The organism is Paeniglutamicibacter sp. NPDC012692 (assembly GCF_042901625.1).
Taxonomy (GTDB): Bacteria; Actinomycetota; Actinomycetes; order Actinomycetales; family Micrococcaceae; genus Paeniglutamicibacter.
On record NZ_JBIBDE010000001.1, the window covers coordinates 908,669 to 932,519 of the forward strand.

Below are 23,851 nucleotides of genomic sequence, written 5' to 3' on the forward strand. Positions count from 1 at the left end.
GTGGCTGAGATGGTGTTTCCCACCGACAAGAGTGCGGGGTTTTTCCCGGCTTGAGGACCGGGCCACGTCGTTGTGGTTTGTGCAATGCGGCGGGATGTCCGCCGGGCCTTGCTGCGTCGCGGGGTCCATGTTCGATTTCGTGCATCGAAGCCTACGCCCGCTGGGTGAAAAAATCGTAGCACCGCCATGTTTCGGTTTTAGGCGCGGTTATGTTTCCAACAGTTTTCCGAATACCCCGGCATCACCGTCTGACTAGGCATTTTATAGAATCCTCAATTGTTACCCAGAAATAACAAGACCCCTCGTCATGTACCGCGGGCGGCGGTTGACGAGGGGTCTTGAAATGGTTCTTTTTAGTTTTCGTTCTTTTCCGATTTTCCTTCGGAATCAGTTCCCTTTTCGGGATCCGTGAACTGTTTCACCTGCAATGAACCGTCTTTTGATTCGGTATCAGTGGTCGCTTCCGGGTTGGAATCGACCGACGATTCTTCCTCGGTGTCGACTTCCGGCTTTGGCTCGCGCCCTTCGAGGTAGACGCCCGGGTCCCGCTGCGGGCGCAACTTGGCGAGCACGTAGATGAGCCCGACCGTGCCCAGGATGACCATGCCGATGGCAAGCCACATGTGCACGCGCAGTCCGATGCCGAGGATGACGATCGTGTCGGCGGCGTCGATGCGCATGGTTTCCATGATGATGCGGCCCGTGCCGTACCAGATCAGGTAGGACCAGAACATGGCGCCGCGGCGCAACTGGAACTTGCGGTCCAGCGCCAGCAGCAGCACCACGCCCGCGACGTTCCACAGCGATTCGTAGAGGAACGTCGGCTGGAACAGCGTCCCGGGCGGAAGGCCCGGGGGGAAGTTATAGCTGGTCGGGTCGATTTCCAGGCCCCACGGCAGGGTGGTCGGCTTGCCGAAGAGCTCCTGGTTGAACCAGTTGCCCCAGCGGCCGAAGGCCTGGGCCAGCAGCACGCCGGGTGCCACCGCATCCAGGAAGGCCGGGAGCCTGACGCCCGCGCGGCGGCAGGCGATCCAGGCGCCGAGCGAGCCGAGGCTGATGGCGCCCATGATGCCCAGGCCGCCTGCCCAGATCTGCGGGATTTCACCCAGGTGCGCGCTTTGGCCGTTGAGCCCGAAGTAGTAATCGGGGTCGGTGATCAGCACGTGGTAGAGCCGGCCGCCGACGATGCCGAACGGGATCGCCCAGATGCAGATGTCCCAGACCACGTCCTCCGGCCCGCCCTTGGCGATCCAGCGCTTGTTGGTCATCCACATGGCAACGACGATGCCCAGCAGGATGCACAGGGCGTAGGCGTGGATGGTCAACGGGCCGATGGAGAACTTGGAGAACTCCGGCGGCGGGCTTGGGATCGAGGCGAGCACGGCGGTGCCGACGCCAACCAGGGAGGTCATACGGCGACTGGCCTGCCGCTAAGTTCCGCGGTGAGCCTGGCAACGGCTTCCACTCCCCCGTCACGCAGCGCCGCGACCAACGCGGTGCCGACGATGACGCCGTCGGAGTAGGCGCCGATTTCCTCGACGTGCTTGCGCTGCGAGACGCCCAGGCCGACGCAGGCGTTCTCGGCGCCGGCGGCGTGGGCCGCGGCAACCACCGAGGCGGCGGCGTCGGAAACCTCGGCGCGGGCGCCGGTGACGCCCATGACCGAAACGCAGTAGACGAAGCCGCGGCTCGCGGCGACGGTTGCCTTCATGCGGGCCTCGGTGGAGGACGGCGCCACCAGGAAGACGCGGTCAAGTCCGTACTTGTCGGAGGCCGCCATCCATTCTGCCGCCTCGTCCGGGATCAGGTCCGGGGTGATCAGGCCGGCACCGCCGGCCTCGGCCAGGCGGCGGGAGAACTCGTCCACGCCCATGCGCAGCACCGGGTTCCAGTAGGTCATGACCATGACGGTGGCGGAGCAGCGCTCAGTGATGCCCTTGACGATGTCGAAGACCTGGGCGACCCTGAATCCCTGGGCCAGCGACTGGACGGTGGCGGCCTGGATGACCGATCCGTCCATCACGGGGTCCGAGTACGGGATGCCGACCTCGATGATGTCGGCACCGTTCTCGGCCATCGCGACGGCGGCGTCGATGGTTGCCTGCGCGTCCGGGAAGCCTGCCGGCAGGTAACAGATCAGGGCCGGGCGGCCCTCGGCACGGGCTGCGGCGATGGCCGCTGCGCTCTTGGAAACGGGGCTCACTTGGCATCCTTTTCGGTGTCGATGAGTTTGAACCATTCGGCGGCGGTGCCGACGTCCTTGTCGCCGCGGCCCGAGAGGTTGGCGATGATGATGGTTTCCTCCGGCTTGGCGCCGGCGGCGATCTTGCGGGCGGCGATCTTCAGCACGCCGGCCAGGGCGTGCGAGGACTCGATGGCCGGGATGATGCCCTCGGTGCGGCAGAGCAGCGAGAAGGCGTCCATGGCCTCGGTGTCGGTGATCGGCTCGTAGTGCACGCGCCCGATGTCCGCCAGGTAGGCGTGCTCCGGGCCGACGCCCGGGTAGTCCAGGCCCGCGGAGATCGAGTGCGACTCGATGGTCTGGCCGTCGTCGTCCTGCATCAGGTAGCTCTTGGCGCCGTGCAGCACGCCGGGCTTGCCCAGCGTGATGGTGGCGGCGTGGCGCGGGGTGTCCACCCCGTCGCCGCCGGCCTCGAAGCCGTAGAGCTCGACGTCGGCGTCGTCAAGGAAGCCGTGGAAGATGCCGATGGCGTTGGAACCGCCGCCGATGCACGCGGCGACCGCGTCCGGAAGGCGGCCGACCTGGGCCAGGATCTGCTCGCGGGCCTCCTCGCCGATGACCTCGTGGAAGTAGCGCACCATGGCCGGGAACGGGTGTCCGCCGGCTGCGGTGCCCAGCAGGTAGTGGGTGGTTTCCACGTTGGCGACCCAGTCGCGCAGCGCCTCGTTGATGGCGTCCTTCAGCGTCTGCGACCCGGCGGTCACCGGGATGACCGTGGCGCCAAGCAGCTGCATGCGCGCGACGTTCAGTGCCTGCCGGCGCGTGTCCTCGGCGCCCATGTAGACGACGCATTCCAGGCCCATGAGGGCCGCGGCCGTCGCGGAGGCGACGCCGTGCTGGCCCGCCCCGGTTTCGGCGATGATGCGGGTCTTGCCCATGCGCTTGGCCAGCAGCGCCTGGCCGAGCACGTTGTTGATCTTGTGGCTGCCGGTGTGGTTCAGGTCCTCGCGCTTGAGGAAGACGCGCACGCCGCCGGCGGCCTCTGAGAAGCGCTTGGCCTCGGTGAGCAGGGAGGGGCGCCCGGAGTAGTTCTTGTTCAGGTCCTTGACCTGCGCCACGAACTCCGGGTCCGCCTTGGCGGCCTCAAACGTCTCGCTGAGCTCGTCCATGGCGGCGATCAGGGATTCGGGCATCCAGCGTCCGCCGTAGTCGCCGAAGTACGGACCGGGGGCATGCCGCAGGGAGTCCCCCGGCGCTGCAACGTGGCTCTGCGAACCGTCTGCCGGTTCACCTGTCGTCGGGTTCATCTGGGGGCATCCTTATCTAGCTGAGGAATCGTGAAGAAATTAGGCGCCGGGGCGTGCCGGCTTCGCGGCCGTTCCCGCGCTCATGAACTGCTTGATGGCGGCGCTCGGGTCGTTGTCCTTGACCAGCGCCTCTCCGACCAGGATGGCGTCCGCGCCGTGCGAGGCGTATTCGCGCACCTCGGCGACCGAGCTGACGCCGGATTCGGCGATGATGACGGCCTCGGCCGGAATCAGCCCCGCGAGCTTCGCGAAGTTTGCGGGATCCACCTCCAGGGTCTTGAGGTTGCGCACGTTCACGCCGATGATCTTCGCCCCGAGCGCGACGGCGCGGGCGATTTCCTCCTCGGTGTGGGTCTCCACCAGGGCGTTCATGCCCAGCGCGTGGGTCAGGTCGAGGAACTCGCGCATCTGCGCATCGTCCAGGGCCGCGACGATCAGGAGGATGAGGTCTGCGCCGTGGGCGCGGGCCTCGTAGATCTGGTAGGCGTCGACCGTGAAGTCCTTGCGCAGCAGCGGGATGTCGACGGCGGCGCGCACGGCGTCGAAGTCGGCCAACGATCCGCCGAAGCGGCGCTCCTCGGTGAGCACCGAGATGACCGAGGCGCCTCCCGCGACGTAGGCCGCTGCGAGTTCGGCGGGTTCCGGGATGTCGGCAAGTGCGCCCTTGGACGGGGACTTGCGCTTGACCTCGGAGATCACGCGTAACACGGCGTCACGGTCGGACTGGTTGGAAGCGCCGCCGAGGGCGGCGAAGGCGTCGAGCGCCGGGGCGGCGTTTGCCGCGTCGGCCTCGATCTGGGCCTGGCCGCATATGGAACGGCGGGCGTCCAGATCGATCCGAACGCCCGCAATGATATCCGTAAGTACGCTCACGACTAGTGCGAGGAACCCGACCGGGCGCCGCCCACGCCGAAACCGGCCTTCTTCATGACCCAGCCGGCGATCAGGCCGACGACGACAACGCCGAGACCCGCGTAGACCATGGTGGGGTTGTGGCCGGCGAAGGCGATGCCGCCGATGATGACACCGATCATTGAGATGCCGACCAGGGTCCAAGCCGCAATTGAGTTGCCGTGGCCGATTTCTTCGGCGTGCATCGGGTCGATCTGGGTGTTGCTGTTAGCCATGGTGGGATACTCCTCGTCACCTCGTGCCAATCGGGAATTTTCCCGACGATTAACTTCTGTCTATTCTGCCATTCTTTAACGCGGTGGCGTGCCATGTTGCCCGCCCGCGCGCGTTCCTCAGGTGGGATCGTCCCCGCGGGAGAGCGAGTCCCAGCCGTCGATCTCATCGATCGGGCCCGTGGAGTTCTCCTGATCCGCACGCCGGGCGGCCGCGGCGTTGTCGCGGGCGTACTTCTTGCTGCCCGCCCAGGTGTGTCCGGCGATCGCCAGGACCAGCGCGTTGAGCACCAGCACCACGCCGGCCAGCGCCGCCGCGTAGGGCCAGAAGGAGACCTGGTAGTCCCCGCCGGCGGTGTTCAGCCCGGTGGCCTCGCCGACCTTGGTGGCGGCGGCCGCGACCGGGTTGGCGAGCACCGCGATGGCGGAGGCGACGATGCCGCCACCGGCCAGGAGCATGATGGCGGCGATGATGTAGCGGGCGACCTTGCCGGCGATCAGCGCCGCCAGCGAACCCGCCAGGGCCACCACCGCGAGCGCGGCGACGGCCGCCGAGGCGTCGGAGCCCGCGACCTCGATCAGCGGGATCTTCACGGAGCCGACCTCGGGCTGGACGGTGATCCAGATGCGCGTGCTGGTGGCCAGCGCCAGCACGGCCCCGACCAGGCCCAGCAGCATGACGACGCGCTTGGTGCCCCAGCGCGGGGTTTTGGCGGCGCCCTTGGTGTTGTTTTCGGTGTTGGTCATGACCCCAAAATTTCCTGGCCGGCGGGCGCCATGGTGCCCGCGGCCCAGACGGCGCGCAGCGGAGCGGCCGACTTGTTGACGGTCTCGAGGGCCTCGGCGTCGAGGTCCGAGTCGTTCACGATGCCGCCGCCGGCCTGCACGTAGGCGCGGTTGCCCTTGAGCAGTGCGGAACGGATGGCGATGGCCATGTCCATGTCCCCGGCGAAGTCCAGGTAGCCCACGACGCCGCCGTAGATGCCGCGGCGGTACGGCTCCAGCTCGTCCAGCAGGCGCAGGGCGCGCGGCTTGGGCGCGCCGGAGAGCGTGCCTGCCGGGAACGTCGCGGCCAGCACGTCGTAGCCGTCGGTGCCCGGGGAAAGCTTCCCGACCACGTTGGAGACCAGGTGCATGATGTGGCTGAAGCGCTCGACCTCCATGAACTGGGTGACCTCCACCGAGCCCGGAATGCAGACCTTCGAGAGGTCGTTGCGCGAGAGGTCGACGAGCATCAGGTGCTCGGCGCGTTCCTTCTCGTCGGCCAGCAGGTTCTTCTCGTGCTGCTGGTCGTCCTCGTAGGTGGCGCCGCGCGGGCGTGAGCCGGCGATCGGGTGCGTGACCACGTGATCGTCGTTGACGGTGACCAGCGCCTCCGGGGAGGAACCAACGATCGAGTAGGCCTTGCCGTGGGAGTCCTCGAGGCTGAAGAGGTACATGTACGGGCTGGGGTTCGTGGCGCGCAGGATGCGGTAGACGTCCAGCGGGTCCGCGTGGGACTCGAGCTCGAAGCGGCGCGAGACCACCACCTGGAACACCTCGCCGTCGACGATGGCTTCCTTGCCGCGCAGGACGGCCTGGCGGTAGGAGTCCTCGTCCCAGGAGTGGGTGACGGCGTTCATCAGCTCTTCTGCCGGGACGTCGGTGCCGGAGAGCATCGAGACCGGGGTTTCGGTCGCCTCGCCGAGGGCCGCAAGCATGGTGCGCACGCGGTCCACCGCGTGGTCGTAGGCCCCGTCGACGCCGTCGTCGGTGCCGTTGAAGTTGATGGCGTTGGCGATCAGCGTCAGCGTGCCGTCGGTGTTGTCGTGCACGGCCATGTCGCCGACCAGGTTCATGGCCAGCTCGGGCAGGTGCAGGTCGTCGGCCGGCGGGTTGGGCAGCTTCTCCCAGTGGCGCACGGCCTCCCAGCCGATGAAGCCGACCATGCCGCTGGTCAGCGGCGGCAGACCGTGCAGCGGCTCGGTGCGCAGCGCGCGCACGGTGTCGCGCAGCACCTCTACCGGGTTGCCTTCGGTGGGCATGCCAGCAGGCGGCGTGCCCAGCCAGTGGGCCTTGCCGTCGCGGGTGGTCAGCGTTGCCGGCGAGTTGGTGCCGATGAACGAGTAGCGGCTCCAGACTCCCCCGGCCGCGGCGGATTCCATCAGGAAGGTGCCGGGGCGTCCTCCTGCGAGCCGGCGGTAGATGGAGATGGGTGTCAGCGAGTCGGCCAGCACCCGCATGGTCACGGGAATGACGCGGCGGTCCGCGGCGAGGGCGCGGAACTGCTCGCGGGTGGGTGAGAGCGCACCGAGAGCTTGCATGAGTGGCTAGTTATCCTTGCGTGGACGGATGGTGGTGACGGGTCAGGAAACGCGGCGGCCGACGACGGCCGGGATCTCGCGCCCGTCGAAGCAGGTGTGGGTTCCGGTATGGCAGGCCGCACCGATCTGGTCGACCACCACCAACAGGGCGTCGCCGTCGCAATCCAGGGCGACGGAACGCACCAGCTGGGAATGCCCGGAGGTGTCGCCCTTGCGCCAGTATTCCTTGCGGGAACGCGACCAGAAGGTCACCCTCCCGGTGGTGAGGGTGCGGCGGAGGGCTTCCTCGTCCATCCACCCGAGCATGAGCACCTCGTGGGTGCCATGCTGCTGGATGATGGCCGCGACCAATCCGGAGTCGTCCTTTTTCAGGGCCGCGGAGATTTCGGCGGACAATTTGCCGTCAACGGAGACGGGGGTTGCGAAGGCTGGGTTCTGCGACATCACTTCCAGTCTAGTGCCACCGAAGCGCAATTGGCCGAACGGGATTCACCCGCGCGGCACGCGCGCAATGTTTCGCCGAAACCCGTAAGTCGCGTGGTGCTTCATACGGCCACAAGCGGCGCCGGACGTGTTAGTTTCGTAGTGATGCAATTTGTCCCAGCCTCCCGCGAAGTACTGGCCGAAGTCCTGCTGGCAGCAGGGCCGACGGCCCCGACATTGTGTGCCGGTTGGCAGACCCGCCACCTTGCCGCACATCTGGTGCTGCGCGAACACTCGTTGCTCTCCGCCGGGATTGTCCTCAAGCCGCTGGCCTCCGTCATGGAGCGCGAGCTCAGGGCCAAGGCCGACCAGGCCCGTGACAACACCGCCTACACGGAGCTGGTCCACGAGTTCGTGGCCGGCGTGCCCAAGTATTCGCCATTCGCCCTGACGGCGTTCGACCGCTCGGCAAACCTGAGCGAGTTCTTCATCCACACAGAGGACGTCCGCCGCGCCACCGACCGCTGGGCGCCGCGCGTGCTCGACGAGCAGTACGCCGAACTCCTGTGGAAGGACCTGGTCCGCCGCGCCTCCCTGTATTACCGGGGCAGCGAGGTGGGCATCATCCTGGTGCGTCCCGACGGACGGCGCCATGTGGCCCGCAAGGCCAAGACCTCGGTGGCCATCATGGGCCGCCCCGAGGAATTGCTGCTCCATGCCTCGGGACGGCGCGAAGAGGCGCTCGTGACGTTCGAGGGCGCCGACGAGGCCCTCGAACTATTCAACGCCCAACGCTAGATTTCCGCGAAGGCCCCGGCGGCCAGACCCGTCGGCGACACCACGTGGACGACCACCAGCGCGTCGCTTGCCACGGGATTCCAGCCAACCGCCCCCGGCTCGACGGCGGCACCCAGCACGTGCTCGGCACGCCAGGTGTTTCCGTCCCGGACGGCGACGGCCGCTTCGCCGTTGACGGTGAGGCGGATCGATGATCCTTCCGGAGCAGCGACGGTTCCCGCGATGCGCAGCAGCCTCGAGTCCTCGTGCCGGATCGCCGGGTCGAACTCCGCCCCGACGGTGATTTCCAGCGGTTCCGGGTCCCCCTGGGTGGATGCGCGCCCCGCGCCGCAGACACCGTCGCTCGGCATCGGCGGCGTCAGGACCGGGGCCTGGCGCAGCGAACCCGCGGCTTCGAAGGCATGGCCGCAGGACAGCAACTCGTTGTCCCTATAGGCGGCGCCGGCAAGCGTCAGCCCCACGGGCATGCCGATGTCTTGCATGACGCCCATTGCCACGGTGATGCTCGGAATGCCGAAGTGGCGCAGCGCGTAGTTTCCGTTGGAGAAGAACACCCCGTTTTCCCAGGCGTGGTCAGCGGATTCCGTGTTGATGTCCGAGTCCTGGGCCGCAACGTCGGCATTGGCCGGGAAGACGATCGCGTCAAGGCCGTGTTCCTCCAGCCAGTCCTCGAAGAGCTCCTTGCGCAGCGTCTCGAGCGACCGAAGCCCCTCGGCGAAGCCCGGCAGTGAATGAACCGGCGGCAATCCGGCGGCAGCCATCTTCACCACGTCGCGGTAGCGGTTCTCGTAGTCTTCGACTTCCTCGTAGCGGTCGGGCAGCGATCCGGCGGGGGCCGGGAAGATTTGGGTGTGGTCGACGTCGGCCAGGCGGTTCAGCGCGGGGTCGTTGTTGGCCCGCAGGAAGGTGTCCCAGCCGTGGGTGAGGATCTCGTTGAACTCGATGTCCATCCAGCCCTCGGGCAGGATCCCGAGCGCAGCAAGCTGTTCGCCGCCCGGGGTGTTGCCCTCGTATTTTTCGATCATCGGCAGGTCGACCTCGACAACGGTGGCGCCAAGCCCCTCGAGCCGGGCGCGCGCTGCGTCCCAGAGTTCCAGGATCGAGTCGCGCACCGCGAGCGGGAAATCGGCGTCCTTGCCGAGGTACATGCGCGGAACCCCCAGTCGCTTGCCCCTCAGGGCGTCCGGGTCGGCCAGTTCCGAATAGCTCCCGGGGCGGACATCCGAGGCCAACGGCAGCGCGACGGCAGTCTGGTCGCGCCAGAAATCACCGGTGGTGTTTTCGTCGTCGGCCACGATCACGTCCAGCAGGCGGAACATGTCGTTCATTGACCGGGTGTGGGGCACCACCACGTCCCTGGTGGGGAACAACGGCCAGTTGCCGCGGATCGAAATGACGCCGCGCGAGGGGGTGTAGGCGCACAGACCGTTGTTGGAGGCCGGGCTGCGACCCGAAGACACGGTCTCCTCCCCCATGCCGAACACTCCCATGCTGGCCGCGGTTGCCACCGCCGAGCCGTTGGACGAGCCCGAGGCATAGGCCGCCGCCAGGTAGTTGGTGTTGTAGGGGCTTTCGGCCCGGCCGTAGACGCCGCGCTGCATACCGCCGTCGGCCATGGGCGGCATGTTGGTCTTGCCGACCAGCACTCCCCCGGCCTCGCGGATCCGCGCCACGGTGAAGGCGTCGTCCTGGGCGACCAGGTCCTTGAAGGCAGGAGATCCCGCGGCCACGGTGAGCCCGGCGACCATGTAGCTGTCCTTGACGGTGAAGGGCACCCCTTCAAGGGCGCCCGCCTGTCCCGAGCGGCGACGGCGGTCGGATTCGGCGGCCTCGGCAAAGGCGCGGGGATTCAGCACGCACATGGCGTTGAGGCGCACCGAGGATCGGTCGAAGCGCCCCACCCGGGCCAGGTGGGCGGCAACCAGCTCGACGGCGGTGACGGTGCCCGCGTCGAGCGCATGCAGGACGTCGTCGATGGAAGCTTCATGGATGCTGAATGGCTGGCCCATTGGTGGATTCCCCTCACGGATCTCGTTCCTTCACCACCGGGCTTCGACCGCTTGGGGTGCGAAAGCCTCGATCGTGAGGAGCAAACAGAAATTGACTGGATGTTCAGTTAAAGATAGCGTGTGGCCCACGGTACATGGAAGTACGCAAGGCCGCCAAGCGGAAAATTCCTTGCGGTTCCAGCAATTGAAAGGCACGGTTCCGGGCATGGCCAACGACACCCGAAAGCGAATCCTTGAGGCATGCAGCATCTGCATTGCCCGCGACGGAGTCCGCGGCATGCGCGTGCAAGACGTCTGCAAGCAGGCAGGAATCTCCACGGGACTTGTCTACTACCACTTCACCGACAGGGACGGCCTGCTGGCCGCGACGCTTGAATACGTCAATATGGACTCGGTCGCTCAGCGCGAGGAACCGGCGGCGGGCGGCAGCGAGCCCTACGAATTGCTGCGTGAGTTGCTCTTGGCCGAGATCCAGGACGACGAGTCGGTCCGCGCGAAATCGATTGTCTGGAACGAAATCAAGGCGATCGCGGTCTTCGAGCCGCCGCTTGCCGAGCACTTGGCAGCATCCACGTCCGCATGGCAGTCGCACGTCGCAAAGCTGGTCAGCGGGCACACCGGGGCAGGGATCGAGCAATGCCAGGAAGCGGCCCTTTTGCTGACGTCCCTGGTTGAAGGTCTTTCCAGCCGCTGGCTGTCCAACCAATTGGACACCGCCGCGGCACGAGCGGCGCTGGAACGCGGGCTGGAGTCGGTTCTGCCGGCCAAAGGCTAGCGGGAAAGAAGCCGGACCTTCATGTGTTCGCGTCCGGTTGCGCCTTGTCAGCTCCGGGGCGTGACGCGGTAGTGGTAGCGCGAGACGGTTTCGAAGCCCAGCGACTCGTAGAGCCTGCGGGCAATCTGGTTGGCCTCGACGACCTGCAGCCAGAGACCCTCGAGATCCCGGTTCGATGCTTCGGCGAGCAACGCCTGGACGACGGCACGGCCGTGGCCGCGGGAGCGCGATTCGGCCTTCGTGGCCACGGCGTAGACCCCGCCCAGGTTCCCGACCAAGGCAAGCCGGGCGGTTGCTTCGACCCGGCCGTCGAGGACCAGGGATGCATAAACGGATGGTGTTTCGGCCAGAATTCGACGGCTCAGTTCCTGGGCCTCCGGCGCATGCGGCCCTTCGACGCCCCACAGGGTTTCGAGCCAGGCGTCGCTCGGTTCATCGGACAATTCGATGCGCGGATCAGCGACGCTGTCGCCATCGTTGCCGTCCCCCGTAAGGGCAACGTACTGAACGAGCGTCGGCGAATCGAGCTGGTAGCCGCGTTCGGCCAACCGCCGATCCACATCGGCGGGCATCGAATCGGGGCTGATCTGGAAGACGGCAGGCAACCCGCGAACCGCATAGCGCTGTTCGATCACGGAGAGGGTTGCGGCAAAGTCCGCGGGCTCCCCCAGTGGCAGCACCGAGTTCGCGCGCTTGGTGACCCCGCCGGAAAACCGGCAGACCCAGCCGTCAACGGCTTCCTCCTCGAGCGCCCGCCAACCCCTGGACATGACCTCGTCCAGGAACGCAGGTTTAGCGGACCGGGAATCCTGCTTCACGAATGGCATCCTTGACCTGCTTGATCATGTCATCCGGGCCAAAGTGGAAGATGGATGCGGCCAGCACCGCGTCGGCGCCGGCGGCGATTGCCGGCGGGAAGTGCTCCGGTCCACCGGCACCGCCGGAGGCGATCAGCGGCACGGTGACCGCCGCACGCACGGCGCGGATCATTTCAAGGTCGAAGCCGTCCTTGGTGCCGTCGGCATCGATGGAGTTCAGCAGGATCTCGCCCACGCCGCGCTCGGCGGCTTCCTTGGCCCAGGCCACGGCGCAGCGGCCGGTGCCGGTGCGTCCGCCGTGGGTGGTGACCTCGAAGCCCGAGGCAACGTTTGGATCGCTGGTGCGGCGGGCGTCGAGCGACAGCACCAGCACCTGGGATCCAAAGCGCTGGGTGATTTCGTTGATGACTTCGGGGCGGTCAACCGCGGCGGTGTTGATCGAGGCCTTGTCGGCACCCGCACGCAGCAGGCGGTCGACGTCCTCGACGGCACGCACGCCGCCGCCGACGGTGAGGGGAATGAAGATCTCCTCTGCCGTCTTGGCGACAACGTCGTAGGTGGTTTCGCGGTTGCCCGAGGACGCCGTCACGTCAAGGAACGTGATTTCGTCGGCACCGGCGGCGTTGTAGCGCTTGGCCAGTTCCACGGGGTCGCCGGCATCGCGCAGCCCCTCAAAGTTCACTCCCTTGACGACTCTGCCGTTATCCACGTCGAGGCACGGGATCACACGGATCGCAACGCTCATAAAGGATCAACTCCTAGAAAAGTTATGAAGGTGGTGTTCTTTGAGGGGACTACGCAAAAGCCGGAGCTAGATGCGGCAGGCGTGGATCTGGCTGACCAGGATCGCGCGGGCGCCCAGGTCGTAGAGCTCATCCATGATGTTGTTCGTCTGGTTCTTCTTGACCATGGCACGCACTGCGACCCAGTCAGAATCCTGCAACGGGGAAACCGTCGGGGATTCGAGTCCGGGAGTCAGGCGGCAGGCTTCGTCGGCCTGGTCGCGGCGCACGTCGTAGTCGAGCATGACGTAACGTCGGGCAACCAGCACGCCGGTCAGGCGGCGCTTGAGCACGTCGAGGCCGGCGGGGTTGCGGCCGGTGCGACCGATCAGCACGGCCTCGGACTTCAGGATCGGGTCCCCGAAGATCTCCATGCCTGCGGCCTTGAGCGTGTTTCCGGTTTCCACGACGTCGGCGATGGCGTCGGCGACGCCGAGGCGCACCGAGGATTCCACGGCACCGTCAAGGCGGACCACCGAGGCGTCGATGCCGCTGTCGGCCAGGTAGCTGCGCAGCAGGGTGTCGTAGCTCGTGGCAATGCGCTTGCCCGATAGTTCGTCCTGCGAGGTGAAGGTTCCCACGGGTCCGGCGAAGCGGAAGGTGGAGGCACCGATGCCCAGCGGCAGGACCTCGTCCACGTGGTCGTTGACATCGGCGTCCAGGTACAGGTCGCGGCCGGTGATTCCGACGTCAAGGATTCCGCCGCCGACGTACACGGCGATGTCGCGGGGACGGAGGTAGAAGAACTCGACCTCGTTTTCCGGGTCAACCATGACCAGTTCGCGGTTGTCGCGGCGCTGGACGTAGCCAGCCTCCAGCAACATGGTTGAAGCGATTTCTGAAAGGGCTCCCTTATTGGGAAGTGCTACACGCAACATGAGGTGTTTCTCGTTTCTGGCTTTGGGTTTTTACGGCATCAGGACAACAAATTTTTGCTTGTTGGCCACCGCGGCTCGAGGGTCTTACGCAAATCTGCCCCGAAAGCGGCGGCTAGAGATGCTTGTAAACGTCCTGCAAAGTCAGGCCCTTGGCCAGCATCATCACCTGGAGGTGGTAGAGCAGCTGGGAGATTTCTTCGGCGGCCGCTTCATTGCTTTCGTATTCGGCAGCCATCCACACTTCGGCGGCTTCCTCAACGACCTTCTTTCCGATGCCATGGACGCCCGAGTCCAGTTCGGCGATGGTACGCGAACCTTCGGGGCGGGCCTTGGCTTTCTCGGAAAGCTCGGCGAAGAGGGTGTCAAAAGTTTTCACGTAACCAGCGTAGCCCGGCCTGTCCAGCCCACTCACAACCACTGGCGCAATGTGACGAAGGACTCGCGCTCAAGTGCGAACATGACGCGAGGATGACATTCCGGGCTCAAATATTCAACCGGTCAATCCGTTTTCCGCGCGCGCCTGCATGTGATTTCGCACGTTCCAAATAATGAAGCCTAGATTCGATGAGGCCCGGAATGCCACCAGCCACCGGCGGCCGGTTCCAGACCGATGGGGCACTGCGTGTGGGCCGCGGTTTGCCTTCCGATACCGATGTCCGGAGAGTAAGACCGCGACCCACGCAACATGGGTATTAGCGGCGGAGCAGCGCCACTGCGGTCTGCAGTCCGGCGCTCATGGCCTCATAGCCCTTGTCCTCGACGGAGCCTTCCAGCCCCGCGCGGGCAATCGCCTGTTCTTCGTTGTCACAGGTCAATACGCCGAAGCCAACCGGAACACCGGTTCGCACCGAAACATCGGTGAGGCCCAGCGTTGCACCCTGGCACACGTAGTCGAAGTGCGGGGTTCCGCCACGGATGACAACGCCCAAGGCAATCACCGTGTCGTAGTCCGGCGCCAGGCGGGCGGCCGCCACGGGAAGCTCGAAGGTCCCCGGAACCCGCACGATGTCCGGCGTCTGGATCCCGGCATCGGCGGCGGCGCGCTTGGCGCCATCGATGAGCCCGTCCATGATCTGGGTGTGCCAGCTGGCGGCCACGATGACCGCGCGCATGCCCGCTTTGCCTGCCGCGACTAGCTCGTCGGCTCCGATGACTGGTGCTCCGTGTCCGCTCATGATTCAGCTCCTGTTTTGGTGGTTACTGTGCTTGGCAGCTGCAACGAGTGGTGCAGCAATTCCTGTTTGGTGCGTAGGTATTCGAGGTTTTCCGGCCGTGCAGCCACACGTGTGGGAACCCGCTCGGTCACGTCGATTCCGGCCTCCTTCAACCACTGCTCCTTGAGCGGGTTGTTGGTGATGAGCCGGACGCTATGGATGCCCAGCGCGTCAAGGATGGCCGCGGCGGCATCGTAGTTGCGGGCGTCGACCGGCAGCCCCAATTGCTCGTTGGCCGCGACGGTGTTCGCTCCCCCGTCCTGCAGGGCGTAGGCGCGGATCTTGTTGGCCAGTCCGATGCCGCGCCCCTCGTGTCCGCGAAGGTAGATCAGCACCCCGCCGAATTCGTTGATGGCCTGCAGACCGGCTGCCAGTTGCTCGCCGCAGTCGCAGCGGTAGGAGCCGAAAACGTCGCCCGTCAGGCACTCGGAATGCACCCGCACCAGCGGCTCGGACGGCATCGTGCCGTCCGGCCCCGGGGCGCTCAGGGTCAGGTGTTCCACGCCCGTGGCGCGCTCGAGCCAGGCCCGCACCATGAATTCGCCCTGCGGGGTGGGAACCTTGACCTCGGGACCCGACTGCACGGCCGCGGCTTTGGTGCCGATGACAGGTTCGGCATCGCAGCTGGCGCGCCACGCGGCCAGGTCTTCGATGCTCACCAGCGGGATGTTCCACAGGTCCGCAAATTCACGCAACGCGGGAAGGCGCATCATGGATCCGTCGTCGTGGACCAGCTCGGCGATGACGCCCACCGGTTCCAGGCCCGCGGCCACGCACAGGTCGACGCTGGCCTCGGTGTGGCCGCGGCGAACCAGGACGCCGCCGTCCACCGCGCGCAGCGGGAAGATATGCCCCGGACGGGTGATGAGATCGGGCCCGGAGGCCGGGTCGGCCAGGATGCGCGAGGTCAGGGCCCTGTCCGCGGCGCTGATGCCGGTGCTGACACCGTGGGCCGCATCGCAGGAAACCGTGTAGGCGGTGCCCTTGGCGTCCTGGTTGTTCTCCACCATGGGCGGCAGGCCAAGCGCGTCGGCCCGGTCGCCGTTCATCGGGGTGCAGACCACGCCCGAGGAATGCCGGATGGTCCAGCCCATGAGTTCAGGCGTGGCGAATTCCGCGGCGAAAATGATGTCGCCTTCGTTTTCGCGGTCGGCGTCGTCCACGACAACCACTGCCTTGCCGGCGGCCATGGCACTGATCGCCGAGGCTATGGAATCCAGGCGGATTGTTTCGGTGCTCATGCTGTTGCTCCTTCGGCTGGGTTGAAGGAGGCGAGACGTTCGGCGTACTTGGCCATCACGTCCACCTCGAGGTTCACGCTGTCGCCGGGTTCCCGCTGGCCGAGCGTGGTTTCACGCAGCGTGGTGGGAATGATTCCCACTTCGAACCACTGGTCCTTTTCGCTGGCGTCCGCGACCTCGGTGACGGTCAGGGAAATCCCGTCGATGGCGATCGAACCCTTCTTGGCCACGTACCTGGCAAGCGGGTACGGGATGGCGAACCGGAACCGGTCCCAGGCGCCGAGGGATTCGTGTTCCAGGAGCGTGCCCACGCCGTCCACGTGTCCCTGCACGACGTGCCCGTCTAGGCGACCGCCGGCCTGCACGCAACGCTCGAGGTTGATTGCCTCGCCCGCCTTGAGTCCGCCGATGGTGGTGTGCCTGAGGGTTTCGCCCATGACGTCGAGCGAGAGCGAGTCGCCCTCGATGCTGGTTGCGGTGAGGCACACGCCGTTGATGGCAATCGATCCGCCCAGGCCGAGGTTTTCGGTCTGGTTCGGTGCGCTGATGCGCAACACCACGGAGTCGGATTCGGGTTCGGCATTCACCGCTTCGACGCGGCCCATGCCGCTGATGATTCCTGTAAACATTTGTTGTCCTTACGATGCGGTGCTGCGCGCGGGCAGCCGGATCGGCATTGGTTCCAGATGGGTGAGGGTGTCGGTGCCGAGGATTTGCACCGATTCGCCGTCGATGGGATCCAGACGGAAGGCACGGGCTTCGCCCAGCGTGCCGACCCCGAGGTCCCCGATGCTTTGTCGTCCGGCGCCCAGGAAGATGGGCGCCTGGTAGAGGTAGATCTCGTCGATCAGGTCTTCGGCGAGGAACGCCGTGATGATCGAGGACCCACCCTCGATGAGGACGTGGGAGATCCCCGATTCGTGCAGCCGCCCGAGCACCGTCCGCGGGTCGTGTGAACGGATCTGTTCCCAGTTCGCGTCGGCGGCGAGGGCCGCGCCTTCCGGTATCTCGCGCTTCCCCATCACAATGCGACGCGGTTGGCGGTCGAACGGCTGGCCGTCTTCGTCACGGGCATTGAGTCTCGGGTCGTCCGCCAGCACCGTCCCGGTGCCCACCACGATGGCGTCCACCCGCGAGCGGATCTGGTGCGCATGCAGGAGGGAAGCCGGCGAGGTGATCCATTGGCTGGTTCCGTCGGCGGCGGCAATCCGTCCGTCGAGCGTCTGGGCCAGATGCAGGGTCGTGAAGGGACGTTGTCCGGCACGGGCGAGGAACCAGCGGTGGTTCAGGTCAAGTGCCTCGGATTCGAGCAGGCCCTGTTCGACGTTTACCCCGGCGGCGCGCAGCCGCTCGGCTCCGCCGGCAGCCTCCGAACCCTCGTCCTTGGCCGCGTAGACGACGTTGCCGATGCCGGCATCGATGATCGCCTGCGCGCAGGGGCCGGTGCGTCCCACGTGGTTGCAGGGCTCGAGGGTCACCAGCATGGTTGCCTTGCGGGCAGCTTCGGCCGGGATGGGGCCAAGCCTGGTGAGGGCGTCGGCTTCCGCATGGGGCGTGCCCGCACCTCGGTGGTAACCGGTGGCGAGAATGTTTCCCGACGAATCAATGACGACCGCACCCACCAACGGGTTGGCCCCGCGGACTCCGCGTTTGGCCAGCTCCAGGGCAACCCGCATTCCGGCGATCCGGCGATCCGCCGGCATCAGATGCCCGCCTTGACCGTGGGGTCCGGCATCTTCGTTTCAATGGTCGGCTTCGAGCCGCTTTGGGCCCTCCACCAGATAAAGAAGCCGACGAGGGTGAAGCAACCGTAGAACAGGTACATGAAAGCACTTGCGTAGTATCCGGCGCTGAAAAGCAGCGGCACGCCGACCACGTCGACAAGCACCCAGATGAGCCAGAACTCGACAAGCCCCTTGGCCATGCCATAGGTGGCGAGCAGTGAACCGACGAAGGTCCAGGCGTCCGCCCAAACCGGGGCGTAGGAGCCCAGGGCCCCGAAGACCGGTGTCAGCGCAACGGTGCCGGCCACCAGGATTGCGGCCAAGCCGATGCGCTCGTTCTTGCTGGCCCAGCGCGGCGTGACGGCGCTTTGGCCCGAATCACGGCTGGACTTCCAGCGGTACCAGCCGTAGATCGACACGGCGATGAACATGATTTGGCGTCCGGCCTGGCCCAAGAGGTTTGCCGTCGAATCGTGGCCGAAGATGCTGCCGAGGAATACGGTCAGCAACAAGGCGTTGCCGATGATGCCTACCGGCCAGGCCCAGACCTTGCGGCGGATGCCGCCCAGGGCGGAGGCCAGGCCAAAGATGTTGCCCACGACTTCGCGTACCAGCAGTGCGCTGCTACCAATCGTGATGTAAGAGTTGAAAGCTTCAATGAGCCACCGCAGAAAATCCATCGTCCTCCTGTCAAGCCGCGGCGGCTCCGGGGGTTTCGATACGACGGTTCACTGCCATCCTGCACGTGATTGCCTGAACTTGAGGGCCGGTGGTCCGTAGACATCCGCCGTCTTTTCTTGGCACAACCCGTGAGGGTTTAGGTGTTGCGTGTACGTGCTTCTCCCATCCAGACTTTAACTGTCGGTACTGGAATTTCACCAGTTCAACCATGCCTCCGAAATTCCGTGAGGAACTTCCTTGGCGCGGGTCGCGGACTATAACCGCCGGTTCGGACTTACACCGACCCCGGAGCACGTTGTGTAGTTGTAGCTCTTAGTATTACACGGACACAGGCGTTTGGGCGGCGAGGTTTCGTAATGTGTCGACGGCAACGGCCGGGTCCTCGGTGCCGTAGACCGACGACCCCGCGACAAACACGTCGGCTCCGGCCTCAGCCGCACGCAGAATGGTTTCGCGGGTCACCCCTCCGTCGACCTGCAGGGCGATGGGCAGGCCGGTTCCGTCGATGGCCCTGCGGGTGCGCCGGATCTTCGGCAGGACCAGGTCAAGGAAGGCCTGTCCCCCGAATCCGGGTTCCACGGTCATCAGCAGCACCATGTCCAGTTCCGGAAGCATGTCCAGGTACGGCTCGATGGGCGTCGCGGGGCGCAGGGCCATCGAGGCCCGCGCACCGGCTGCCCGCAGATCCCGAGCCAGCTTCACCGGGGCCGCGGAGGCCTCCGCGTGGAAGGTCACCGAGGCCGCGCCGGCCTCCGCGTAGCCCGGGCCCCACCGGTCAACGTCGGTGATCATCAGGTGCACGTCCAACGGCAGATCGCTGACCTCATTGAGCCGCTGGACCACGGGAAGCCCGATGGTCAGGTTCGGCACAAAATGGTTATCCATGACATCCACGTGCACCGCATCCGCGGTGTGGATCCGGTGCAACTCACGCTCGAGGTTCGTGAAGTCGGCCGAGAGGATGGACGGGTTGATCTGGCAAGTGCGCATTGAAGCTCCTGATGAAGGGGGCCCGGGACACGGGCGTGCGTCTGGCTAGGCAGTACGGGTCAACAATGCCATGAACATGGCATCGGTGCGGTGGATGTGCGGCCACAGCTGGATGGTGCTGCCATCGCCGACCTTGCGGGAAGCCGAGGCCATGCCCGGAAGCGCGGCGGCCTCGAGTGCGGCACCGGTGTCCAGCAACTTCACGTTCGCATGGCGCGAAAGCACGTCGTCGATCACCGCGACGGTTTCGGCCGGGTGCGGAGAGCACGTCACGTAGGCGACAACGCCGCCGACGCGGACCGCGCTGAGCGCAGCGTCGAGCAGCTCGCCCTGCAGGATCGTCAGTTCCGCGACGTCCTTCGGGCTCTTGCGCCAGCGGGATTCCGGGCGGCGGCGCAGCGCGCCAAGGCCCGAGCACGGGGCGTCGACCATGACCCGGTCGTAACCGCCGGCGTATTCGGCCTCGCCGTATTCGCGGCCGTCGCGCACCGAGATCATCCAGGTGTCCGGGTCCACTGCCACCAGGGCCTTGCTGACGAGCTCCGCGCGGTGTTCGGCGGGTTCGTTGGCGGTCAGGCGGGCACCGTGTTCGGCCGCAAGGGCCGCCAGGAGCGCCGCCTTGCCGCCGGGTCCGGCGCACAGGTCCAGCCAGTAGGCATCCTCTCCGGCATCCGGCAGCGGCACCTGGGCCAGGGCGCGGGCCACCAGCTGGGAGCCGGCATCCTGCACGCGGGTGCTGCCTTCGCGGACCGAGGAAAGCCGGGCGATGTCCCCGCCCTGGTAGTAGGCGGAATCGGCGACAAGCGTGCCGACCTCGGCGCCGTTGTCGAGCGCTTCCTCCAGCGAGCCGATGCCCGGAAGGGCCACCAGGTTCACGACGGGGGCAAGGTTGTCCGCGGCGAGCAGGTCGTTGATCTCGCTGGCCTCGCGGCCGTGGGCGACCAGTGCCTGGCGCAGGGCGCGGACGATCCATTCGGGGTGCGAGTGGACCAGTGCGGCGGCCGCGCTTTCGTCGGTGATGCCCTCGACCAGCTCGGCGCTCCAGGTGTCCAGGTCCTTCAGCGACACCTTGCGCAACACTGCGTTGATCAGGCCCGAGGCACCGGCGCCGATGACCATGCGGGCCAGCGAGACGGTTTCGTCGAGGGCGGCGTGGTTTGGAACGCGCATGGCCAGCAGCTGGTGGGCGCCCAGGCGCAGCGCGTCAAGCACCGCGGGGTCCAGCTGGTCCAGCGGGCGGTCGACGCAGCGGGACAGGATCGCGTCGTAGAGTCCCTGCCCGCGCAGGGCGCCGTAGGTCAGTTCGGTGGCGAACCCCGCGTCGCGGCGGTCAAGGCGGTGGTCGCGGATGCGGGTCGGCAACACCAGGTTTGCGTAGGCGTCGTGCTCGGCTACGGCGCGCAGCACCTCGAAGGCCGTCAGGCGTGCCGGATCGGCGCGGCGCCCGCGGGCCGAGGGTGCGGACGCGCTGAACTGGCGCTGCCCGCTGCCTCCGCGGTTGCGGGTGCGGCCGGCCTCGTCTCGACGAACCTGGCCTCCGCCGCGGTTGCCTTCGTTGCGTCGCGGACGGTCGGAACGTCCCTGTCCGAATTCGCTCATGCGAATTTCACCTCATCCACGGTTCCGGAAGCGAGAATCCCTCGCGCCCAATCTGCTGCGTTCATCATTTTCTTGCCCGGTGGTTGCACCAGGCCAAGTTCTACTGCGTGCGACCCGGTGCCCACCAGGACCCGCGGCTGCTTGCCCGGCTCGATGCGGACCTCGCCCGGGGCCAGGTCGGTGACTTCCGTCTGGGGCGTGAGCGTTCCGAGCTTGAAGCGCTGGCCGTCCAGCTCGGTCCAAGCGCCCGGGTCCGGGGTGGTTCCGTTGATGCGCCGGCGAATGACCAGCGCCGGAAGCGACCAGTCGACCTTGCCGTCGACAAGCGTGAGCTTGTGCGCATAGGAGGTTTCGCTCTGCTGTTCGACGCCCACGAGCCTGCCGGCGTCAAGGCCGGAAAGGGTCTGCGACAGCAGTACCGCTCCGGAGACAGCCAACCGGCCCAGCAGCTCCCCCGAGGTGTCCGCGGGGTCGATGGTTTCGGTGAGCGTGCCGAAGATGGGACCGGTGTCCAGGCCCTTTTCGAGCTGGAACGTGACCGCGCCGGTGATGTCGTCGCCTGCCATGATCGAGTGCTGGACCGGGGCCGCGCCGCGCCATGCGGGCAGCAGCGAGAAGTGCAGGTTGATCCAGCCAAGGCGCGGAATCGTCAGCGCCTTCTCGGGGACCAGTCCCCCGAAGGCGACGATCGCCGCGATGTCCAGGTCCAGCGCGGCCAGGCGCTCCTGGGTCTGCTCGTCGATGCGGTTGGCGTGGATGATGTCGATGCCGAGCTCGGCCGCGCGCGCAGCGACGGGCGACGGGGTCAGCACGCGCTTGCGTCCCACCGGGGCGTCTTCGCGGGTGAGCACTGCCACGACGTCGAACCCGTCGGCAACCAGCCGGTTCAGGGATTCGACGGCCACCTGCGGGGTTCCGGCAAAGAGGACCCTCATGCCTGGCCGCCAAAGCTGGCGCCGGCGCCGAAGCTCGAACCCAGCGCCGCCGAGCGCTGGTTGACGGTGGTTGCGGCAACGCTGTTGTAGTTGGTGTTGCGCAGCTTGCGGAAGGCTTCCTTCTTCAGATCGCCCGTGAGCCTGTCGATGTAAAGGATGCCGTCGAGGTGGTCGGTCTCGTGCTGCAGGCACCGGGCCAGGAATCCCTCGCCCTCGACGACAACCGGGTTGTTGTCCACGTCGACGCCGGTGGCACGGGTCCAGCGGCGTCGGGTCACCGGGTAGCCGAGGCCCGGGATCGACAGGCAGCCTTCGGACACGTCTTCCTGGTCGTCATCGCTGAGCTCGAGGACCGGGTTGATGATGTGTCCGCGCTGGCCGGCGATTTGGTAGGTGAATACCCTCAGCGATACGCCGACCTGGGGCGCGGCAAGGCCTGCGCCTTCGACGTTTTCCATGGTTTCGTCCATGTCCGCGACCAGCTTGCGCAATACGGGGCCGAATTCGGTGACCTCGTCCGCCCGCGTGCGCAGGATCGGGTCGCCAACGATGCGAATACCTAAGACGGTCATGGGGATCCGTCTCCCTTCCGCCGGCTGAGTCCCGGCAATGTGCTGTGGATGTAAGGGGCGCGCCACACTCAGTTTGTGGCTGCGCCTTCGATCAAGTCTACCGAGCGGACTCGTTCTCCGGTGCTGCGGGAGGGCCCACCACATGCAGGGCCGAACCGGCATCGCGCACCCGCTGGCTCGCACCCCAGACCTGTCGAAGCGACCAAAACTTCGACCAATAGGCGGGAAGCACCTCGGGATTGGCCATGACGGTTTGCACCTCGGTCTCTCCGATCGCCACCCCCAGAAGCATGGGGTCCTGTGAGTATTTCCACGCTTCCCAGATGCCGGCGGCGGCGTCGACCACCATTTCCTCCGCCTTGGCGCCGGCCGCCAGTTGCATGATCACCTTGGGATCCAAGGGTTTCACGCGGCCCTCCCGGTCTGTTCCGCGGGTCTTGTAGTCGATCAGGCACAGGCGACCCCCGATGGTTGCCACCAGGTCAAGGGTGCCCGCGTAGCCTATGGTGCTGTTCCAGACGGTGACCTCTGCGGCAAGGGGCTGCACCTGGTACTGGTCCCACCATTCATCGAACCGTCCGGCGAATGCTTCCTCGCCGTTTTCGGCCAGGGCCTCGCGCGATTGGGCGGCCTGGTGCGATCGGCCGAGTGCGCGCAGCGCGATTTGTTCGCAGTATTGGTGGACGCGGTCCCCGCGGGCGGCGGCAGCGTCGCGGTATTGCGCGGCGGCGGTGGATGCTTGCCGGGCCAGTGCCTTGAGCTTGGCGCTGTTTCCCACGGCACCGCCGAGGCGTTCGTCCTGGATCACCGCGGTCGCGGCCATATGGCCGATCCATCCGTCCATGTCCATCTTTTCCTGGCCAATGACCGTGGTGATGGATGGAACCTCGGGAAGTTCGCCGATTTTCCGGGCATACATGCGTCCGAAATCGGTCTGTTGCGCCAGCGCTGGAGATGTCATAAAAAGATTTTTTCATGCTTTTACGACGATTTGCCGTTTTGGGGCCCGTTGCCGAGAGTTGCAAACCCCGAGATCACGCGGATTATTTGCCTCTGCGGTCGTATGAAACCCTCGATTTGGAACTTTGGGTAAACGTCGTATAGAGTTTTTACTCGTTGGAACGCAGCCAAACGGAACGGAAACGAACCGGGCGGAAAGCGATTCACACGTGGACATAGCTCAGCTGGTAGAGCGCGACCTTGCCAAGGTCGAGGTCGCGAGTTCGAACCTCGTTGTCCACTCGCATAAGAATCACCGGATCGGTTTACCGATCCAGCCGACAAGTAGTTCACTACTCGTTGGTCATGGTGGGGTGGCCGAGAGGCGAGGCACCGGCCTGCAAAGCCGTTTACGCGGGTTCGAATCCCGTCCCCACCTCGTAGGAATATTGCAAGAAGTATGGGCGATTGGCGCAGCGGTAGCGCGCTTCCCTGACACGGAAGAGGTCACTGGTTCGAACCCAGTATCGCCCACGAACAGTCAACACATCATGTGT

Annotated in this window: 25 protein-coding genes, 3 tRNA genes and 1 riboswitch; of the genes, 5 read left to right on the top strand and 23 right to left on the bottom strand. The window is 66.1% G+C overall.

The annotated features are described in order from the left end of the window. Nucleotides 1–353 precede the first annotated feature (353 nt). The 8 genes from lgt to hisI form a co-directional block, all read right to left on the bottom strand. Nucleotides 354–1,412: a prolipoprotein diacylglyceryl transferase gene (gene lgt / locus ACFY5D_RS04175; RefSeq protein ID WP_387525429.1), complete on the bottom strand. Its 1,059-nt coding sequence runs from the start codon at nucleotides 1,410–1,412 to the stop codon at nucleotides 354–356. Beyond that, nucleotides 1,409–2,203, bottom strand: coding sequence for a tryptophan synthase subunit alpha (trpA, locus tag ACFY5D_RS04180; RefSeq protein ID WP_387525431.1), 795 nt, complete (start codon nucleotides 2,201–2,203; stop codon nucleotides 1,409–1,411). The genes lgt and trpA overlap by 4 nt, the downstream gene beginning before the upstream one ends. Further along, on the bottom strand, nucleotides 2,200–3,489 hold the full coding sequence (gene trpB, locus ACFY5D_RS04185) for a tryptophan synthase subunit beta (protein ID WP_387525433.1): 1,290 nt from the start codon (nucleotides 3,487–3,489) through the stop codon (nucleotides 2,200–2,202). Before trpB ends, trpA begins: the two co-directional genes overlap by 4 nt. Before the next feature lie 39 nt (nucleotides 3,490–3,528). Continuing rightward, nucleotides 3,529–4,362 (bottom strand): indole-3-glycerol phosphate synthase TrpC, encoded by an 834-nt coding sequence (gene trpC / locus ACFY5D_RS04190; RefSeq protein WP_387525435.1) that lies wholly within the window; start codon nucleotides 4,360–4,362, stop codon nucleotides 3,529–3,531. A gap of 2 nt (nucleotides 4,363–4,364) precedes the next feature. Then, entirely contained in the window at nucleotides 4,365–4,616 is a 252-nt protein-coding gene (locus ACFY5D_RS04195) for an HGxxPAAW family protein (protein WP_387525437.1), read from the bottom strand. Nucleotides 4,617–4,733: 117 nt separating this feature from the next. After that, complete coding sequence (locus ACFY5D_RS04200) at nucleotides 4,734–5,360, bottom strand: Trp biosynthesis-associated membrane protein (protein ID WP_387525440.1); 627 nt, start codon at nucleotides 5,358–5,360, stop codon at nucleotides 4,734–4,736. Further along, complete coding sequence (locus ACFY5D_RS04205) at nucleotides 5,357–6,916, bottom strand: anthranilate synthase component I (protein WP_387525443.1); 1,560 nt, start codon at nucleotides 6,914–6,916, stop codon at nucleotides 5,357–5,359. Before ACFY5D_RS04205 ends, ACFY5D_RS04200 begins: the two co-directional genes overlap by 4 nt. 42 nt (nucleotides 6,917–6,958) lie before the next feature. Continuing rightward, nucleotides 6,959–7,360, bottom strand: coding sequence for a phosphoribosyl-AMP cyclohydrolase (gene hisI / locus ACFY5D_RS04210; protein ID WP_387525446.1), 402 nt, complete (start codon nucleotides 7,358–7,360; stop codon nucleotides 6,959–6,961). A gap of 144 nt (nucleotides 7,361–7,504) precedes the next feature. Here hisI and ACFY5D_RS04215 point away from each other — a divergent pair, with 144 nt between their 5' ends. Continuing rightward, nucleotides 7,505–8,137, top strand: coding sequence for a TIGR03085 family metal-binding protein (locus ACFY5D_RS04215; RefSeq protein ID WP_387525448.1), 633 nt, complete (start codon nucleotides 7,505–7,507; stop codon nucleotides 8,135–8,137). On the opposite strand, the gene ACFY5D_RS04220 is transcribed toward ACFY5D_RS04215, so the two are convergent. Further along, complete coding sequence (locus tag ACFY5D_RS04220) at nucleotides 8,134–10,146, bottom strand: amidase (RefSeq protein WP_387525451.1); 2,013 nt, start codon at nucleotides 10,144–10,146, stop codon at nucleotides 8,134–8,136. The two genes, ACFY5D_RS04215 and ACFY5D_RS04220, sit on opposite strands and share 4 nt — an antisense overlap. Nucleotides 10,147–10,351: 205 nt before the next feature. Between ACFY5D_RS04220 and ACFY5D_RS04225 the strand changes: the two genes are divergently transcribed. Then, nucleotides 10,352–10,921: a TetR/AcrR family transcriptional regulator gene (locus ACFY5D_RS04225; protein ID WP_387525454.1), complete on the top strand. Its 570-nt coding sequence runs from the start codon at nucleotides 10,352–10,354 to the stop codon at nucleotides 10,919–10,921. A gap of 47 nt (nucleotides 10,922–10,968) precedes the next feature. On the opposite strand, the gene ACFY5D_RS04230 is transcribed toward ACFY5D_RS04225, so the two are convergent. The 14 genes from ACFY5D_RS04230 to ACFY5D_RS04295 form a co-directional block, all read right to left on the bottom strand. Next, nucleotides 10,969–11,739 carry a GNAT family N-acetyltransferase gene (locus ACFY5D_RS04230; RefSeq protein WP_387525457.1) on the bottom strand — a complete coding sequence of 257 codons (771 nt, stop codon included), beginning with the start codon at nucleotides 11,737–11,739 and terminating at the stop codon, nucleotides 10,969–10,971. After that, the gene (gene hisF, locus ACFY5D_RS04235) at nucleotides 11,714–12,484 is read right to left on the bottom strand and encodes an imidazole glycerol phosphate synthase subunit HisF (protein WP_387525460.1); all 771 of its coding nucleotides are present in this window, start codon (nucleotides 12,482–12,484) and stop codon (nucleotides 11,714–11,716) included. The genes ACFY5D_RS04230 and hisF overlap by 26 nt, the downstream gene beginning before the upstream one ends. A gap of 66 nt (nucleotides 12,485–12,550) precedes the next feature. Continuing rightward, a complete protein-coding gene (gene hisG, locus ACFY5D_RS04240) occupies nucleotides 12,551–13,399 on the bottom strand; it encodes an ATP phosphoribosyltransferase (RefSeq protein WP_387525463.1) in 849 nt (282 codons plus the stop codon). Nucleotides 13,400–13,511: 112 nt separating this feature from the next. Next, a complete protein-coding gene (locus ACFY5D_RS04245) occupies nucleotides 13,512–13,775 on the bottom strand; it encodes a phosphoribosyl-ATP diphosphatase (protein ID WP_209997433.1) in 264 nt (87 codons plus the stop codon). A gap of 316 nt (nucleotides 13,776–14,091) precedes the next feature. Next, nucleotides 14,092–14,574 carry a 6,7-dimethyl-8-ribityllumazine synthase gene (ribH, locus tag ACFY5D_RS04250; RefSeq protein WP_387525467.1) on the bottom strand — a complete coding sequence of 161 codons (483 nt, stop codon included), beginning with the start codon at nucleotides 14,572–14,574 and terminating at the stop codon, nucleotides 14,092–14,094. Next, nucleotides 14,571–15,854, bottom strand: a complete 1,284-nt coding sequence (gene ribB, locus ACFY5D_RS04255) for a 3,4-dihydroxy-2-butanone-4-phosphate synthase (RefSeq protein WP_387525470.1) — start codon at nucleotides 15,852–15,854, stop codon at nucleotides 14,571–14,573. Before ribB ends, ribH begins: the two co-directional genes overlap by 4 nt. Continuing rightward, nucleotides 15,851–16,483, bottom strand: a complete 633-nt coding sequence (locus tag ACFY5D_RS04260; RefSeq protein WP_387525473.1) for a riboflavin synthase — start codon at nucleotides 16,481–16,483, stop codon at nucleotides 15,851–15,853. The genes ribB and ACFY5D_RS04260 overlap by 4 nt, the downstream gene beginning before the upstream one ends. A 9-nt stretch (nucleotides 16,484–16,492) precedes the next feature. After that, the gene (gene ribD, locus ACFY5D_RS04265; RefSeq protein WP_387525476.1) at nucleotides 16,493–17,557 is read right to left on the bottom strand and encodes a bifunctional diaminohydroxyphosphoribosylaminopyrimidine deaminase/5-amino-6-(5-phosphoribosylamino)uracil reductase RibD; all 1,065 of its coding nucleotides are present in this window, start codon (nucleotides 17,555–17,557) and stop codon (nucleotides 16,493–16,495) included. Continuing rightward, nucleotides 17,557–18,258 (bottom strand): nicotinamide riboside transporter PnuC, encoded by a 702-nt coding sequence (gene pnuC / locus ACFY5D_RS04270; RefSeq protein WP_387525479.1) that lies wholly within the window; start codon nucleotides 18,256–18,258, stop codon nucleotides 17,557–17,559. Before pnuC ends, ribD begins: the two co-directional genes overlap by 1 nt. 150 nt (nucleotides 18,259–18,408) lie before the next feature. Next, nucleotides 18,409–18,557, bottom strand: a riboswitch (FMN riboswitch). Nucleotides 18,558–18,577: 20 nt separating this feature from the next. Beyond that, nucleotides 18,578–19,249: a ribulose-phosphate 3-epimerase gene (gene rpe, locus ACFY5D_RS04275; RefSeq protein WP_387525482.1), complete on the bottom strand. Its 672-nt coding sequence runs from the start codon at nucleotides 19,247–19,249 to the stop codon at nucleotides 18,578–18,580. 45 nt (nucleotides 19,250–19,294) lie between these two features. Next, nucleotides 19,295–20,848 carry an RsmB/NOP family class I SAM-dependent RNA methyltransferase gene (locus ACFY5D_RS04280; protein ID WP_387525485.1) on the bottom strand — a complete coding sequence of 518 codons (1,554 nt, stop codon included), beginning with the start codon at nucleotides 20,846–20,848 and terminating at the stop codon, nucleotides 19,295–19,297. After that, on the bottom strand, nucleotides 20,845–21,783 hold the full coding sequence (gene fmt / locus ACFY5D_RS04285) for a methionyl-tRNA formyltransferase (RefSeq protein WP_387525488.1): 939 nt from the start codon (nucleotides 21,781–21,783) through the stop codon (nucleotides 20,845–20,847). Before fmt ends, ACFY5D_RS04280 begins: the two co-directional genes overlap by 4 nt. Continuing rightward, nucleotides 21,780–22,355 (bottom strand): peptide deformylase, encoded by a 576-nt coding sequence (gene def / locus ACFY5D_RS04290; protein ID WP_387525491.1) that lies wholly within the window; start codon nucleotides 22,353–22,355, stop codon nucleotides 21,780–21,782. The genes fmt and def overlap by 4 nt, the downstream gene beginning before the upstream one ends. 97 nt (nucleotides 22,356–22,452) lie before the next feature. Beyond that, nucleotides 22,453–23,316 carry a cytochrome gene (locus ACFY5D_RS04295; RefSeq protein WP_387525493.1) on the bottom strand — a complete coding sequence of 288 codons (864 nt, stop codon included), beginning with the start codon at nucleotides 23,314–23,316 and terminating at the stop codon, nucleotides 22,453–22,455. A 208-nt stretch (nucleotides 23,317–23,524) separates the two neighbouring features. On the opposite strand from ACFY5D_RS04295, the gene ACFY5D_RS04300 reads away from it, so the two are divergent. From ACFY5D_RS04300 to ACFY5D_RS04310, 3 genes are all read left to right on the top strand, one after another. Next, nucleotides 23,525–23,597 (top strand) — tRNA-Gly (locus ACFY5D_RS04300). 65 nt (nucleotides 23,598–23,662) lie between these two features. Beyond that, nucleotides 23,663–23,733, top strand: a tRNA-Cys gene (locus ACFY5D_RS04305). Between the two features lie 23 nt (nucleotides 23,734–23,756). Beyond that, nucleotides 23,757–23,828 (top strand) — tRNA-Val (locus tag ACFY5D_RS04310). Nucleotides 23,829–23,851: the final 23 nt, after the last annotated feature.